14 protein-coding genes are annotated in these 13,779 nt (G+C 68.3%); 7 read left to right on the top strand and 7 right to left on the bottom strand.

Annotated features, from left to right (window positions below):
• The first annotated feature begins 85 nt into the window (after positions 1 to 85).
• Positions 86 to 1,174 carry a GNAT family N-acetyltransferase gene (locus SOM18_RS15490; RefSeq protein WP_031438947.1) on the top strand — a complete coding sequence of 363 codons (1,089 nt, stop codon included), beginning with the start codon at positions 86 to 88 and terminating at the stop codon, positions 1,172 to 1,174.
• Here the strand turns inward: SOM18_RS15490 and trmB are convergent.
• On the bottom strand, positions 1,171 to 1,851 hold the full coding sequence (trmB, locus tag SOM18_RS15485; protein ID WP_031438946.1) for a tRNA (guanosine(46)-N7)-methyltransferase TrmB: 681 nt from the start codon (positions 1,849 to 1,851) through the stop codon (positions 1,171 to 1,173). The genes SOM18_RS15490 and trmB overlap by 4 nt on opposite strands.
• Before the next feature lie 65 nt (positions 1,852 to 1,916).
• Here trmB and SOM18_RS15480 point away from each other — a divergent pair, with 65 nt between their 5' ends.
• The 4 genes from SOM18_RS15480 to SOM18_RS15465 all read left to right on the top strand — a co-directional run bounded on the left by SOM18_RS15480 (position 1,917) and on the right by SOM18_RS15465 (position 4,953).
• A complete protein-coding gene (locus tag SOM18_RS15480) occupies positions 1,917 to 2,765 on the top strand; it encodes a formate/nitrite transporter family protein (protein ID WP_320481941.1) in 849 nt (282 codons plus the stop codon).
• A complete protein-coding gene (locus tag SOM18_RS15475) occupies positions 2,765 to 3,433 on the top strand; it encodes a phosphatase PAP2 family protein (RefSeq protein WP_160172584.1) in 669 nt (222 codons plus the stop codon). The genes SOM18_RS15480 and SOM18_RS15475 overlap by 1 nt, the downstream gene beginning before the upstream one ends.
• A 33-nt stretch (positions 3,434 to 3,466) precedes the next feature.
• A complete protein-coding gene (locus tag SOM18_RS15470; protein ID WP_042466252.1) occupies positions 3,467 to 3,751 on the top strand; it encodes a hypothetical protein in 285 nt (94 codons plus the stop codon).
• 89 nt (positions 3,752 to 3,840) lie between these two features.
• Entirely contained in the window at positions 3,841 to 4,953 is a 1,113-nt protein-coding gene (locus SOM18_RS15465) for an AI-2E family transporter (protein ID WP_031438942.1), read from the top strand.
• 90 nt (positions 4,954 to 5,043) lie between these two features.
• Here the strand turns inward: SOM18_RS15465 and metK are convergent, their stop codons facing one another.
• Together metK and lnt are read right to left on the bottom strand one after the other, a co-directional pair.
• Positions 5,044 to 6,261, bottom strand: a complete 1,218-nt coding sequence (gene metK / locus SOM18_RS15460) for a methionine adenosyltransferase (RefSeq protein ID WP_031438941.1) — start codon at positions 6,259 to 6,261, stop codon at positions 5,044 to 5,046.
• 72 nt (positions 6,262 to 6,333) lie between these two features.
• Positions 6,334 to 7,893: an apolipoprotein N-acyltransferase gene (lnt, locus tag SOM18_RS15455; RefSeq protein WP_042466251.1), complete on the bottom strand. Its 1,560-nt coding sequence runs from the start codon at positions 7,891 to 7,893 to the stop codon at positions 6,334 to 6,336.
• A 641-nt stretch (positions 7,894 to 8,534) separates the two neighbouring features.
• Between lnt and SOM18_RS15450 the strand changes: the two genes are divergently transcribed.
• Both SOM18_RS15450 and SOM18_RS15445 read left to right on the top strand, forming a co-directional pair.
• On the top strand, positions 8,535 to 8,954 hold the full coding sequence (locus SOM18_RS15450) for a VOC family protein (protein ID WP_031438939.1): 420 nt from the start codon (positions 8,535 to 8,537) through the stop codon (positions 8,952 to 8,954).
• A gap of 10 nt (positions 8,955 to 8,964) precedes the next feature.
• Positions 8,965 to 9,267 carry a polyhydroxyalkanoic acid system family protein gene (locus SOM18_RS15445; RefSeq protein ID WP_031438938.1) on the top strand — a complete coding sequence of 101 codons (303 nt, stop codon included), beginning with the start codon at positions 8,965 to 8,967 and terminating at the stop codon, positions 9,265 to 9,267.
• 170 nt (positions 9,268 to 9,437) lie between these two features.
• Here SOM18_RS15445 and SOM18_RS15440 read toward each other — a convergent pair whose 3' ends face one another.
• From SOM18_RS15440 to SOM18_RS15425, 4 genes are all read right to left on the bottom strand, one after another.
• Complete coding sequence (locus tag SOM18_RS15440) at positions 9,438 to 10,763, bottom strand: PQQ-dependent sugar dehydrogenase (RefSeq protein WP_031438937.1); 1,326 nt, start codon at positions 10,761 to 10,763, stop codon at positions 9,438 to 9,440.
• A 212-nt stretch (positions 10,764 to 10,975) separates the two neighbouring features.
• Entirely contained in the window at positions 10,976 to 11,875 is a 900-nt protein-coding gene (locus SOM18_RS15435) for a hemolysin family protein (RefSeq protein WP_031393856.1), read from the bottom strand.
• 8 nt (positions 11,876 to 11,883) lie between these two features.
• Positions 11,884 to 12,393 (bottom strand): rRNA maturation RNase YbeY, encoded by a 510-nt coding sequence (gene ybeY, locus SOM18_RS15430; protein WP_031438936.1) that lies wholly within the window; start codon positions 12,391 to 12,393, stop codon positions 11,884 to 11,886.
• A 123-nt stretch (positions 12,394 to 12,516) separates the two neighbouring features.
• A complete protein-coding gene (locus tag SOM18_RS15425; protein ID WP_031438935.1) occupies positions 12,517 to 13,521 on the bottom strand; it encodes a PhoH family protein in 1,005 nt (334 codons plus the stop codon).
• Between the last annotated feature and the right edge of the window lie 258 nt (positions 13,522 to 13,779).

The raw sequence follows: 13,779 nt of genomic DNA, 5'->3' as shown, positions 1-13,779 counted from the left end.
CCAATCCCGCCCCCGCCCTGAAGCCCCGCGGCGCCCGGTGCGATCCTGCACTACCTGGTAAGGGATTGCTGCTAGGGGGCGTGCGATGTCGAAGCCGATGCTCCTGTCCGACCGCGTGCCGGTGCCGCCTAGCGCGCAGGCGAGCGTGGTCGAGGGCCTGAGCATCGCGATCGACGCGGTGGCGGCGCGCGCGGTGCCGAGCCACAGGTTCCTGCGCTATGGCTGGTATGCGGCCGCGCTGAGTGCCTATGGCGGCCGCGCGAAGACGCTGGTGGTCGAGGAGGACGGCGTCGCGGCGATCGCGTTGCCGTTCGTCGCGCTCGGCCCGGCGTGGCTGCGGCTCGCGACGGTGCCGGGTTGTTACTGGCCGTTCCGCAGTTTCGGCATGGCGATGGGCGCGAGCGAGGCGGCACGCGCGGCGGCGCTGCGCGGGCTATCCGCGCAGTGCAACGGCCTGCGGATCGGCCCGGTTCAGGACGGCGATCCGGCGGCGGACGCGCTGATCGCGAGCGCGCGGGCCGCGGGCTGGTGCGCGATCGACCGGCACCTCGGCGACGCCTGGGTGCTCGACCTCGCGCCGAGCGTCGATGGCGAGCGCTGGCCGCGCAACTCGACGCTGCGCAAGAACCGCTTTCACGAAAAGCATCTGGCCGAGCATGGCGCGCTCGACTGGCAGGCGCTGGCGGGGGCGGACTGGCCGGCGCGGTTCGCCGATCTGGGGGCGGTCGAGCAGACGAGCTGGGTCGCCAAGGAGACCGATCGCCGCGACATGAAGTTCACGACCGACGGGCATCTCGCCTTCTGGCAGGCGGCGGCGGTCGATCCGGTGCTGGCGGGGATGTTCCGTGCGGCGCTGCTCCGCGTCGACGGCGTGCCCGCCGCCTTCTCGTTCGATATCGATACGGGGGCGCTGATCTATGCGATCGCCAACAGCTACGACCCGCGCTTCGCCAAGCATTCGCCGGGCAAGCTGCTCTACTGGCGCAACCTGGTCGCGGCGATGGCGCGCGGCGCGACCAGGGTCGACTGGGGCGCAGGCGACAGCGGCTACAAGCGGGTGATCGGCGCGGTGGAGGGCGCGCCGATCCGCGACTGGCTGTTGCTCAGGCCCGGGCTGCCCGCGATTGCGGGTCGCGCGCTGGCCGGCTGGTGGCGGCGCAGCGGCGGGCGCTAGTCGCGGATATAGCGGAAATACCAGACCTCATGGCCCTGGCGCCGGGCCTTCCGCTCATAGCGCGTCTCGGGCCAGTCGTCGGGGCGGGTCAGGAAGTCCTGCGGGGTGCGCGCCTGCCAGGTGAAGTCGCGGCGCTGGTCCATGATCATCATCGACCAGCGGCAATAGGTCGGATCGTCGGTGCCGAGCCGGAATTCGGCGCCGGGCTTCAGCTTGGCGGCGATCGTGTCGAGCGGGCCGTGATTGACCATGCGCCGCTTGGCGTGGCGTGCCTTGCGCCAGGGATCGGGGTGGAGGAGGTAGAGCCGGTCGAGGCTGGCATCGGGCAGCCGCTCGATCACCTCGAGCGCGTCGCCCATATAGAGCCGCACATTGGTCAGCCCGCCGTCGCGGATATGGCCGAGCGCGCCGACGACGCCGTTGAGGAACGGTTCGCAGCCGATGAAGCCGACATCCGGATTGGCCAATGCCTGGCCGGCGAGATGTTCGCCCGCGCCGAAGCCGATCTCGACATGCAGCGGGCGGTCGTCGCCGAACAGGGTCGCGGCGTCGACGATCCCCGTCTCGGGAACCGACAGACGCGGAAGCATCTCCTCGACGAGCGCGGACTGGCCCTGGCGAAGCTTGTGGCCCTGGCGACGGCCATAGAGGCGGCGAATGGTGGCGGGATCGTTCATCGCCGCGCGCTCTAGCGGTCGATTGCGCGGGAGCAAAGCACGGAGCGGTCCGTTACAAGGCCGTAATGGCCGAAAACAGCACCACCACGTCGGACACCGGGTCCGCACCCGAGGGGCCCGAGCAGGACGTCGAGGACCTGAAGGCGGCGGACGCGGGCGATCTCCACCGCGCGGTGCGCGAGGCGGGCGAGGACGAACTCGCGCGCCCGGGGGTCTCGCTGTTCTTCTCCGCGCTCGCGGCGGGGCTGGCGATCACCGCGTCGCTGGTCGCCGAAGGCGCGCTCCACGCCGCGCTGCCCGATACGCCGTGGCGCGAGCTGGTCGTGTCGCTCGGCTATCCGGCGGGGTTTCTGGTCGTCATTCTCGGGCGGATGCAATTGTTCACCGAGAGCACGATTAGCGCGATGCTGCCGCTGGTGACCAAGCCGTCGCGCTGGGCGCTGCGGCGGACGCTGCGGCTGTGGGGCATCGTGCTGGGCGCCAACCTGCTCGGCACCGCGCTGACCGCCGCGGCGATCGCGGGCGGTGTGCTTGGCGGGGCGGAGCTGCGCGAGGCGATGATCGCGGTGTCGATGCGGATCACCGAGCTTGGTGCCTGGGCGACGTTCGTCAACGCGATCCCGGCCGGGTTCATGATCGCGATCCTCGCCTGGTCGCTGCCCAATGCGCGCGGCGAGGCGTTCATGGTGATCTTCGCGGTGACCTATGTGGTCGCGATCGGCGGGTTCAGCCATTCGATCGTCGGATCGGACGAGGCGTTCCTGCTGCTGTTCACCGGGCATGTCGACCTGGTCCGGACCTTTGCCGGGCTGTTGCTGCCGGCGATCGCGGGTAATCTCGTCGGTGGTGCGGGGGTGTTCGCGCTGCTGGCGCATGCGCAGGTGCGCGGCGAAATGCGACAGAAGGACCAATGATGACGGGCAAGAGCAAGAGTGCGGCGGCCAAGATCGCCGAGGCCGACCGCAAGGCGACCTACAAGCTGGCCGAGCACCGCGATGCGCCGGTGGTGAAGGCGACCGGCTTTCTCGCCGAGGTTGCCGACCAGCCGCAGCTGATCGCGACGTCGATCGGCACGCTGGTGATCGGGCTGGTCGCGCGGCGGCCCGACCTGATCCGCGGCGGCGCGCGGATGCTCGCCTCGCATCTGGCGGCGACCGCGGCGAAATCGGTGATCAAGCATTCGGTCGACCGGACCCGGCCGGGCCATGCGCTCGACACCGGCAAGGCGCGGTTCGAGACGGGCGACAGCCAGGACCACAAGCAGACGTCCTTCCCGTCGGGCCATACCGCGGGCGCGGTCGCGGTCGCGCGTGCGGCGTCGCGCGACATCGACGGGGCGGCGATGCCGTCGGCGCTGGCGACGGTCGCGGTGGCGGCGGCGCAGCCGGTCAACGGCAAGCATTATCTGTCCGACCTGGTCGTCGGCGCGGCGGTCGGCTGGATCGCCGAGGCGGCGGTCAGCGCGCTGTTCGACCGCGTCGCGCCGGTCGTCGAGCATGTCACTGAAAACAGGGAAAGATCCGCGGATCACGACCCCGCGACGGTACCGAACGGGGCCGAGGGAACCGTTCCGCCTGCGTGACGGTTTGGATGGCCTCACAAGAGGGATTTATACATGAAGACCATCGCTACCGCGCTCATGCTCGCAACGCTGACCATTCCGCTCGCAGCCTGTGGCGGCAAGGGTGACGACAAGCTGGGCAGCCAGGTCGAAGGCGCCGCGGAGAACCGTGCCGACGCGCTCGAGGCGGCTGCCGATAATCTCGAGGATCGCGCCGAGGCGGTTCGCGATCAGGGCGAGAAGCAGGGCGAGGCGGTCGACGACGCGGACGTGAACGCCGCCGCGATGTCGAACGAGCAGAAGGCGGCCCTCGTCAACGGCAGCGCCGCGCTGCGCTAAGTACAATGATGCCGTCCCCGCCGATTCGGGCGGGGGCGGTATCGTCGGCGGCGTCTGGGGCCGACCGACGATGTTGGGGGGGATGCATGATGATCAACCGGCGCCGGCTCGAAACGGGCGGATTCCTGATATTCCTGGTGGTGATCACGATCGCGCTCGTCGTGGTCGTCTGGTCGTACGCCCTGGCGCTGCTATGGGCCGCGCTCGCCGCGATCCTGTTCCAGCCGCTGTTCCAGCGTCTGCTGGAGCGGATGCCGACGCGTCGCAACACCGCCGCCGCGCTGACGCTGCTGATCATCCTGTTCGCGGTCGTCGTGCCGAGCATGATCATCGGCGGGATGATCGTCGACCAGGCGGGCACGGTCTATACCCGCATCCAGAATGGCGAGATCAATTTCGCCGCCTATTTCAACCAGGTGCATGATGCGTTGCCGACGCGCCTGCAGACGCTGCTCGACAAGGCCGGGTTCGATTCGATCGAGCGGATCCAGGCGCGACTGTCGCAGACGATGGGCAACAGCGTGCGGACGATCGCCAGCCAGGCGCTGTCGATCGGGCGCAACGCCGCCGCCTTCCTGCTCGCCTTCGGTATCGCGCTGTACGTGATGTTCTTCCTGCTGCGCGACGGCGAGACGATCGGGCCGAGGATCTGCGACGCGCTGCCGCTCGAGCGGTCGGTCACCGCCGCGCTGGTCGACAAGTTCGTGTCGGTCGTGCGCGCGACGATCAAGGGCACGGTGATCGTCGCGCTGGTCCAGGGCGGGCTGGGTGCGGCGACCTTCTGGATCGTCGGGCTGCCCGCGGCCCTGCTCTGGGGCCTGCTGATGGCGCTGACCTCGCTGCTGCCCGCGCTCGGGCCAGCGATCGTCTGGGTTCCCGTGGCGGTCTATCTGCTCGCGACCACCGCGATCTGGCAGGGACTGGTGGTGATCATCTCGGGCGTCGTCGTGATCGGCATGGCGGACAATATCCTGCGGCCGATCCTGGTCGGGCGCGACACGGGGATTCCCGATTTCGTCGTGCTGGTCACGACGCTGGGCGGGATCGAGCTGATCGGCCTGAGCGGCATCGTCGTCGGGCCGCTGGTCGCGGCGCTGTTCCTGGCGTCGTGGCAGATCCTGACCGAGCAGCGGCATCGGCAGCGTGCGAGCGCGCCGCTGGTCGGCGACGCGGCGGGGACCGACCGGTCGCCACCCGGCTGATCGTTTCCAATCCGGCGTAGCGGACATGAAAAAGCCTCCCCCGGACGGTCCGGGGGAGGCTTTTCTGTATCACCTATCGGGCGAGGTGCGTCAGGCGGTTGCCGCCTTCAGCTTGTCGACCAGGTCGGTGCGCTCCCAGGTGAAGCTGTCACCCTCGGGCTCGCGGCCGAAATGGCCGTACGCCGCGGTCTTCTTGTAGATCGGCGCGTTGAGCTTGAGGTGCTCGCGGATGCCCTTGGGCGTCAGGCGGACGAGCTTGGGCAGGACCGCCTCGAGCTTGGCCTCTTCCACCGTGCCGGTGCCGTGCGTGTCGACATAGACCGACAGCGGCTCGGCGATGCCGATCGCGTAGCTCAGCTGGATCGTGCAGCGGCGGGCGAGCCCGGCGGCGACGACGTTCTTTGCCAGATAGCGCGCGACGTAAGCCGCCGAACGATCGACCTTGGTCGGATCCTTGCCCGAGAACGCGCCGCCGCCATGCGGGGCTGCGCCGCCGTAGGTGTCGACGATGATCTTGCGGCCGGTGACGCCTGCGTCGCCGTCAGGGCCACCGATCTCGAACGCGCCGGTCGGGTTGATGTAGATCGCGGTCTCGTCCGAGATGAAGCCGGCAGGCAGCACGTCGGTGAACACGCCCATGACATAGTCGCGCAGTTCGGCGTACTTGGCCGGATCGGGGTTCTTGCCCTTTTCCGAATAGCCCGGTGCGTGCTGGGTCGAGACGACGAGCGCGGTCGCGCGGACCGGCTTCTCGTTCTCATAGGCGAGCGTCACCTGGCTCTTGGCGTCGGGCTCGAGGAACGGGGCTGCGCCCGAATGGCGATCGGCGGCCATCCGCTCGAGGATCTTGTGGCTGTAGTAGAGCGTCGCGGGCATCAGGCCCGGCGTCTCGTCGGTCGCGTAACCAAACATGATGCCCTGATCGCCGGCACCCTCGTCCTTGTTGCCGCTCTCGTCGACGCCCATCGCGATCTCTGCGGACTGGCCGTGGAGATTGTTCTCGAAGCGGAACTCGTTCCAGTGGAAGCCCGACTGCTCGTAGCCGATTTCCTTGACGGTGTTGCGGACGGCCGCCTCGATCTCGTCGAGTACGCCATCGGCCCACTGGTCGTTCTCGTAGATGCCCTTGCCGCGGATCTCGCCGGCGAGGACGACGAGCTGCGTGGTCGTCAGCGTCTCGCAGGCGATGCGCGCCTCGGGATCCTTGGCGAGGAACAGGTCGACGATCGTGTCGCTGATCTGGTCGGCGACCTTGTCGGGATGGCCTTCGGAGACCGACTCGGAGGTGAAGAGAAAGGACTTGCGCATGAAACCTCTTCGCAAAAGGCCCGGCGGTGGGGTACCGCGGAGCATCATATAAGGAAAGCTTTATATGTCCTTCTAGCGTTCGCGGCGGCGCAGGGCAACGGCCAAGGCGATCATCGCCGCCATGACCAGCCCCGCCGCCAGATTGCCGAGCCGCGCGAACAGCGTCACGGGCAGCGCGGTCGGCATCGGCAGCTCGGCCGCACCCGCGGTCTCGTGCGCGACGGTGGCGAGCAGGCGGCCGTCCGCGGCGATGATCGCGGAGATGCCGGTCGGGGTCGCGCGGACGATCGGCAACCCCTCCTCGATCGCGCGCATCCGTGCCTGGGCGAGATGCTGCGGCGGGCCCCAGCTGCCGAACCAGGCATCGTTCGAGGGGTTGAACAACAGCCGCGGGCGGTGCGCGCGGTCGACCGTCTGCCCTGAGAAGATGATCTCGTAACAGATCTGGATGCCGATCGACCCGAAGCCCGCGAGCGTCAGGTTGCCCGGCCCCTCGCCCGAGGTGAAGTCGATGTCGCCGGGGACGAGCCGCGCGAGCCCGAGCGGTTTCAGCAGCCACGGCATCGGCAGATATTCGCCGTAAGGGACGAGATGCGCCTTGTCGTAGCGGCCGCGCAGCCGCGCCTGTGCGTCGACCGCGAACACCGAATTGGTCGCGCCCGCGATCCGGTCCTCGCGGTCGAACGAGAGCGACGTGCCGCCGGTCAGCAAGATGTCGTCGGGGCCGAGCAGCCGCGCGATCCGGCGGCGCAGATAGAGCGGGCTCGACCAGTCATAGGCGTAGAAGGGATAGCCATCCTCGAGATAGTCGCGCACCACGCCCTCCGGCCAGACGACGAGGCGGGGGGTGGCGCCGGGGGTGCCCGACAGCTTTTCGAGCGCGGACAGCACGCGTTCGCCGTCCGATTCGCTGCGATCCTCCTGGCCGATATCGGGCTGGACGACGCGGACGCGCGGCGCGTTGGCGGGGGCGGCGGGGGCGTCGGTCCACAGCGCCGACAGCGCGGCGAGTGCGAGCAGGGGCACGACGATCGCGGGCATCGCGACGCGGCGACGGCTGAGCATCCACAGCGATCCCGCCGCGACGATCGTCACCCCCGACAGCGCATAGGTGCCGATCCACGCCGACAGCCGCGCGATGCCGATCGCGGGCAGCCACATCACCCCCAGCGGATCCCAGGCATAGCCGGTGAACAGCACGCTGCGCAGCCACTCGGTCGCGATCCACGCGGCGGCGAAGACGAGGATGAAGGCGGGGTCGGGCGTCGCGGTCGCGCGGCGTCCTAACCGCCAGGCGAGGCCCGCGGCGACCATCGGGAAGATCGCGAGATAGAGCGCGAGCCCGACCGCGGCGAAATAGCCGAGCACCGGCGGCATCGCGTCCTGAAAGTCGAACGCGTGCTGGAACCAGTTGTTGTTGACGGTGAAATGCCCGAGCCCGAACAGCCAGCCGCGCCACAGCGCCTGGCGCAGCGTCGGTGCATCGTGGACGAGCGCAAGCCACGCGGCGACTGCGACCAGCGCGAGCGGCCAGAGATCGAGCGGCGCAAACCCCGTCGCGACGATCGCGCCGAGCAGGACGCAGGCGAGCGCGGGGGAGGTGAGGGCGGCGCGGGCGGGAGAGCGGGTCACGCCTGCGCTATGGCGTGGCGGCGGGGGGCGGGCAATATCTGAGGCTGCATCTGACGTGGCGGCGGAGCTGGATGGGGGGCGTTGGGGTTGGTGCGGTGGGCGCTTTCGTTGGCATCGACACCAACTCCTGAATCTACCCCCACACATGACCACCCCGGCGAAGGCCGGGGTCCAGCTGGGAAGGTCGCCCTGACGACGCGCTGTCCTGCGTTACCACCGTTCCCCAATTGGGCCCCGGCCTTCGCCGGGGTGGCGCCATCTCCTTGCGGGCGGCTGGTACTATATCGACAATTAGCATCGTGCAGGCCGCATCCCTTGCACCTCCCCGGCGGAGGCCGGGGCCCAGGTGGGAAGGTCGCTGTGACGACGCACTGTCCATCATTACCGTCGTCCCCCAACTGGGCCCCGGCCTTCGCCGGGGTGGTTGTGGGGTGGTGGGGCGGCGTCCTGGCAACGCACGTCGAGCTGTTTCCCCGCGAAGGCGGGGATCCAGACTGGGCTCCCGCCTTCGCGGGAGAACAGGGGCGCGCCGCTTATGGGGAGCAGGGGCGTGATACTTCGACAAGAGCGGCGGACGCGCGGGGGCATTGCATAGCGGGGGCGGGGTGACGGGAGGGATCATCCGCTCTATCCTGCGGCGCATGACGCTGCGCCCCTTTCATCTCGCCTTTCCCGTCCATGACCTCGCCGCCGCGCGGGCTTTTTACGGGGGGACGCTGGGCTGTCCCGAGGGGCGATCGAGCGACCACTGGATCGACTTCGATCTGTTCGGGCATCAGATCGTCGCGCATCTCGATCCGGCGGCGAAGGCGGTGGCGGTCGAGAATGCGGTCGACGGGCATCAGGTGCCGGTGCCGCATTTCGGCGTCGTGCTGACGATGGACGACTGGACCAGCCTGTCCGAGCGGGTCGCGGCGGCGGGGGTCCGGTTCGGGATCGCGCCGCATGTCCGCTTCAAGGGCGAAGTCGGCGAGCAGGCGACGATGTTCTTTTGCGACCCCAGCGGCAACGCGCTCGAGTTCAAGGCGTTCGCACAGGACGCGATGCTGTTCGCACACTGAGGATCAAAGAATGTCCAATCCCATTTCGGTCGATATCCCCCACAAGCTCGGCAAGGCGGGGGTGCGCTCGCGGCTCGACAGCGGCATCGACACGATCGGGTCGAAGATCCCCGGCGGATCGGTGACCGATCGGCGCTGGGAGGGCGATACGCTGCACTTCACCGTCAGCGCGATGGGGCAGGTGATCGGCAGCAAGGTCACGGTGTTCGAGGACACTGTCCATGCGATCGTCGACCTGCCGGGGCTGCTCGGGTTGTTCGCGGGCAAGGTGCAGGACATGATCCGCAAGGAAGGGCCGAAGCTGCTGCGGTGAGGGTTTGCGCGGCGGCGTTTGCCCTAGGTGGCACCCCGTCGATACCGCCCCGTCCGTCATCCTGACGAAGGTCAGGATCCAGGGTCGCGGGCGGTGTCTTATGCTACTCTGGATCCTGACTTTCGTCAGGATGACGGGGGAGGGGGAGGTGTTCTCATGCCTCCCCGCGCTTACTTCGTGCTGACGCGCCAGATCGTGTTGCCGACATCGTCGGCGACCAGCAGCGCGCCGGCCTTGTCGGTGATGACGCCGACCGGGCGGCCCTGCGCCTCGCCATCCTTGTTGAGGAAGCCGCCGAGCACGTCGACGGGCTTCGCGTTCGCCGCCGGGAAGCCGGTGTCGCCGAACGGGATGTAGACGACCTTGTAGCCCGAGAGCGGCTTGCGGTTCCACGAGCCGTGCTCGCCGACGAACACGCCGTTGGCGAAGCGGTCGCCGAGCTTCGCGTCGCCCGCAAAGGTCAGCCCGAGGGCGGCGACATGCGGTCCGAGCGCATAGTCGGGACGCTTGGCATATTGCTGGAGCGCGGGGTTCTTCGGCTCGACCCGGTCGTCGGGATAGCCGCCCCAATAATACCAGGGCCAGCCGAAGTGATCGCCGAATTCGACCTGGGTCAGATAGTCGGGCGCGAGGTCGGAGCCGAGCATGTCGCGTTCGTTGACGACGGTCCAGAGCTGGCCCGATTTGGGGTTGATCGCCATGCCGTTGGGGTTGCGCAGACCGGCGGCATAGATCCGCCAGTTCTTGTCCTTCGGCCAGACCTGAAGGATGTTGGCGCGATATTTCTCCGCATCCATGCCGTTTTCGGCGATGTTCGACGCCGAGCCGACGCCGACATAGAGCGTCTTGCCGTCGGGGGCGGCGATCACGTTGCGCGCCCAGTGGTTACCACCGCCGTTGAGCGGGATGACACGCTCGGGCTTCGCGGTGATCCGGGTCGCGCCCTCGGTATAGGGCACGCGGACCAGCGCGTCGGTGTTGCCGATATAGAGCTGGCCATCCATCAGCGTCATGCCGAAGGGCGAGTTGAGCCCGGTCATGAAGGCCGAGCGCGTCTCCGCCACGCCGTCGCCGTCCGCGTCGCGCAGCAGCGTGATGCGGTTGGCCGAGGGCACGCCCGCGCCCGCGCGGCCCATCAGGAAGTTCATCACGGTCGTGACGATGCCGGGACCTTTACGCGGTGGCGAATTGGTCTCGGCGACCAGCACGTCGCCATTGGGCAGGCGGTAGAGCCAGCGCGGATGATCCAGCCCGGTCGCGAACGGCTGGACCTTCATCCCCGCCGCCGCGGTCGGCATCGCGCCCTGGGGCCAGCCGACCGCCTTGGCGACGCCGATCGTCGGCAGCATCTGGATCCGCGGCGCGGTGATGTCGGGCCGCTTGCCGGTGACCTGGTTGACGTCGAGCCGGGCGGTATCGGGCCAGGCGAGCCAGGTGAACCCGGCGATCCCGACCAGGATGATCAGCCCGAGCACGATGAGGATGTGTTTGCGCATGCAGGAGAGTTAGGCGGGAGTGCGGGCGGGGGCAATGGCGTGATTGCGGTTGGCGGTGGAGCGCAATGCTTCGTCATTCCCGCGGAGGCGGGAATCCAGAGGGGCAGGGTCTGCGTGCTGTCGGAAGGTCAGCCGGTATGGGTTCCCGCCTTCGCGGGAATGACGTGCGGGGGGGGGCGGGGCGTGTCGGCCGACGCACCGCCCCCTTCGTGTCAGTCGTCGTCCTCTACCAGCACGACCGGGGGGTGGAGGCGGAGGCGGTTGACGCGGCGTTCGTCGGCTTCGGTGACTTCGAGCTTCCAGCCGCTCGGATGATCGACGCACTCGCCGATCTGCGGGACATGGCCTGCGAGCAAGGCGGCGAGGCCACCCAGCGTGTCGATATCGCCATCGACCTCGGCGAGCCGCGGGTCGATCAGTTCGGCGGCATCCTCGAGCTCGGCGCGCGCGTCGACGTCCCAGGCGCCGCCGTCGATCGGCGTCATCAGGACCTGTGGCGCGTCGTCATGCTCGTCCTCGATATCGCCGACGATCTCCTCGATCAGGTCCTCGAACGTGACGAGGCCCTCGGTGCCCGAATATTCGTCGAGCACGATCGTCAGATGGACGTGCTTCTGGCGCATGTCGGCGAGCAGATCGAGCGCGCCGCGCGACATCGGCGCGTAGAGCGGCTCGCGGATCAGCCCGGCGAGCGTCGTCGGATGCTCGGCGCCGGTCGCGAGGATCGTGAAGACGTCCTTGATATGGACCATGCCGATGATCGTATCGAGATTGTCGCGGTACACCGGCAGGCGGCTGTGGCCGGCCTCGGCGAACAGCTTGACGAGGTCGGCGAACGACGTCTCCTCCTCGACCGCGATGATGTCGGCGCGCGGCACGCCGACATCACCTGCGTCCCGCTCGCTGAAATGCAGCAGATTGCGGACCATCTGGCGCTCGAGCGGGGTGAGATCGCCCTTGGCATCGGGGGCGGGATCGCCCTCGTGCCGGTCGATCGCATCCTCGAGCTGATCGCGCAGCGATTCGTCGGGGGCACCGAAGATCAGGCCTTTCAGCCCGCGCCAGATACTGTCGGTACTATCGCCGTTTCCGGCATTGGGGCCATCGGCCATCGTGGTCGTCAGTCCTCTGTGATGAGATAGGGATCGTGGAGCCCGAGCGCGGCGAGCGCGTCGCGCTCGATCTGCTCCATACCCTCCGCCTCGTCGTCGTCCATATGGTCATAGCCTAGCAGATGCAGCGTGCCGTGCACCATCAGATGCATCGCATGATCCTCGACCGAGATGCCGCGCTCCGCGGCTTCCGCGACGCAGACGCCGTGCGCGAGGATGATGTCGCCGAGCAGCACCTCGCCATCGTCCGAATTCTGCGCGATCGTCTCGAGCAGATCGGCCTGTACCATCGGGAAGGACAGGACGTTGGTCGGCTTGTCCTTCTGGCGATACTGTTTGTTGAGCGTGTGGACCTCGTCGTCGGACGCGAGCCGGAACGAGATCTCGACCGTGGCGGCGCCGGTCAGCAGCTGGCCGTGCGGCGTGCGTTCGATCGCCGCGGTCGCGGCGCGCTTAGCGAGGCCGTCCCAGTCCTGGTCGGGCCAGGGAGCCTCCGAAGAGAGCGCGATTTCGAGCATGCGGGTCCTTCCGGCGGAAACGTCAGGACGAAATCATTACACAGGTGGCAAAGTTCCGCACCCCTTGTGGTATGCGGACGGCCCGGCGGCTATCCCGGCATGTCCGGAATAGCCGCGCAGGGATCAGGCGTCGCTGCCTTCATAGGCTTCGACGACGCGGCCGACGATCGGGTGGCGGACGACGTCGCCGACGGTGAAGCGGCACATCGAGATGCTATCGACCCCCTCCAGACGGCGGACCGCATCGGCCAGACCCGAGGCGGCGACGCCGCCGGGGATGTCGACCTGCTTGGGATCGCCGCAGATCACCATCCGGCTGTTCTGGCCGAAGCGGGTGAGGAACATCTTCATCTGCGCCGGCGTGGTATTCTGCGCCTCGTCGAGGATCACGAACGCGTCGGCCAGCGTGCGGCCGCGCATGAAGGCGATTGGTGCGACCTCGATCTCGCCGCTCGCGATGCGGCGTTCGACCTGCTCGGCGGGGAGGCAGTCGTAGAGTGCATCGTACAAGGGACGGAGATAGGGATCGACCTTCTCCTTCATGTCGCCGGGGAGGAAGCCCAGCCGCTCGCCCGCCTCGACCGCGGGGCGCGACAGGATCAGCCGCTGGACGCTGCCGGTGATGAGCTGCTGGACCGCCTGTGCGACCGCGACATAGGTCTTGCCGGTGCCTGCCGGCCCGAGCGCGAAGATCATGTCGTTGCTGGTCAGCTCGCGCATGTAGTGCGCCTGTGCCGGCGTGCGCGGGACGATCGTCTTCTTGCGCGTGCGGATCATGATCGGGGGGGCAGCGCCGCCGCCGGCATCGGCGCGGATGATGCCTTCAAGCACGGGTTCGTCGGCCATCGCGATCGACGCGTCGACGAGGCCGGTGTCGACATCCTCGCCGCGCTGGATCCGGGCATAGAGATCGTGGAGCACGTCGCGCGCCTTGGCGACCTGTTCCGCGGTGCCCTCCAGACCAATCTTGTTGCCGCGCGCGGTGATGTACACACCGAGGCGGTTTTCGAGCGCTACCAGATTCTGGTCGTACTGGCCGAAGAGCCGGACGAGGAGTTGGGGCTTGTCGAACAGCAGTTCGACTCGGGCGCGGTCACCGGACTGGGCGGGAACGGGTTTACGGCTCATGCGGTCCTTTCGGGGGCAGACGTGTCGGATCGGTGATTGGGTATGGTCGGGCCGGCATGCATCACGCCTGGGATGGCGTTTGACCAGAGATGAGCATGGGAGCCCGCGCGTTCAAGCGGCGCCGGGGCGCCTGGCTGGCGATGATTCGAGTCGCGTGGGCGAAGCTGCATCGGGGGAGAGTGTGGCAGGGGATTCGGGTGGGGAACAGCGGTAGTTTTGGTGCGGTGTGCGAAGGCTGGGGGGGCGTTGCCTGAAAGC

It is taken from the genome of Sphingomonas sp. CFBP9019 (assembly GCF_034045155.1).
Taxonomy (GTDB): Bacteria; Pseudomonadota; Alphaproteobacteria; order Sphingomonadales; family Sphingomonadaceae; genus Sphingomonas; species Sphingomonas aerolata.
Note: the sequence above shows the minus strand (reverse complement) of the source record. Positions and strands in the feature narration are given on the sequence as shown.

What these genes read in the sequence shown, in the direction of transcription:
- SOM18_RS15445 (WP_031438938.1), top strand. Translation starts at nt 8,965, where the DNA reads ATGTCCAATCCCATTTCGGTCGATATCCCCCACAAGCTCGGCAAGGCG.
- SOM18_RS15470 (WP_042466252.1), top strand. Translation starts at nt 3,467, where the DNA reads ATGAAGACCATCGCTACCGCGCTCATGCTCGCAACGCTGACCATTCCG.
- SOM18_RS15435 (WP_031393856.1), bottom strand. Translation starts at nt 11,875, where the DNA reads ATGGCCGATGGCCCCAATGCCGGAAACGGCGATAGTACCGACAGTATC.
- SOM18_RS15490 (WP_031438947.1), top strand. Translation starts at nt 86, where the DNA reads ATGTCGAAGCCGATGCTCCTGTCCGACCGCGTGCCGGTGCCGCCTAGC.
- SOM18_RS15465 (WP_031438942.1), top strand. Translation starts at nt 3,841, where the DNA reads ATGATCAACCGGCGCCGGCTCGAAACGGGCGGATTCCTGATATTCCTG.
- SOM18_RS15425 (WP_031438935.1), bottom strand. Translation starts at nt 13,521, where the DNA reads ATGAGCCGTAAACCCGTTCCCGCCCAGTCCGGTGACCGCGCCCGAGTC.
- SOM18_RS15475 (WP_160172584.1), top strand. Translation starts at nt 2,765, where the DNA reads ATGACGGGCAAGAGCAAGAGTGCGGCGGCCAAGATCGCCGAGGCCGAC.
- metK (WP_031438941.1), bottom strand. Translation starts at nt 6,261, where the DNA reads ATGCGCAAGTCCTTTCTCTTCACCTCCGAGTCGGTCTCCGAAGGCCAT.
- SOM18_RS15440 (WP_031438937.1), bottom strand. Translation starts at nt 10,763, where the DNA reads ATGCGCAAACACATCCTCATCGTGCTCGGGCTGATCATCCTGGTCGGG.
- SOM18_RS15480 (WP_320481941.1), top strand. Translation starts at nt 1,917, where the DNA reads ATGGCCGAAAACAGCACCACCACGTCGGACACCGGGTCCGCACCCGAG.
- SOM18_RS15450 (WP_031438939.1), top strand. Translation starts at nt 8,535, where the DNA reads ATGACGCTGCGCCCCTTTCATCTCGCCTTTCCCGTCCATGACCTCGCC.
- ybeY (WP_031438936.1), bottom strand. Translation starts at nt 12,393, where the DNA reads ATGCTCGAAATCGCGCTCTCTTCGGAGGCTCCCTGGCCCGACCAGGAC.
- trmB (WP_031438946.1), bottom strand. Translation starts at nt 1,851, where the DNA reads ATGAACGATCCCGCCACCATTCGCCGCCTCTATGGCCGTCGCCAGGGC.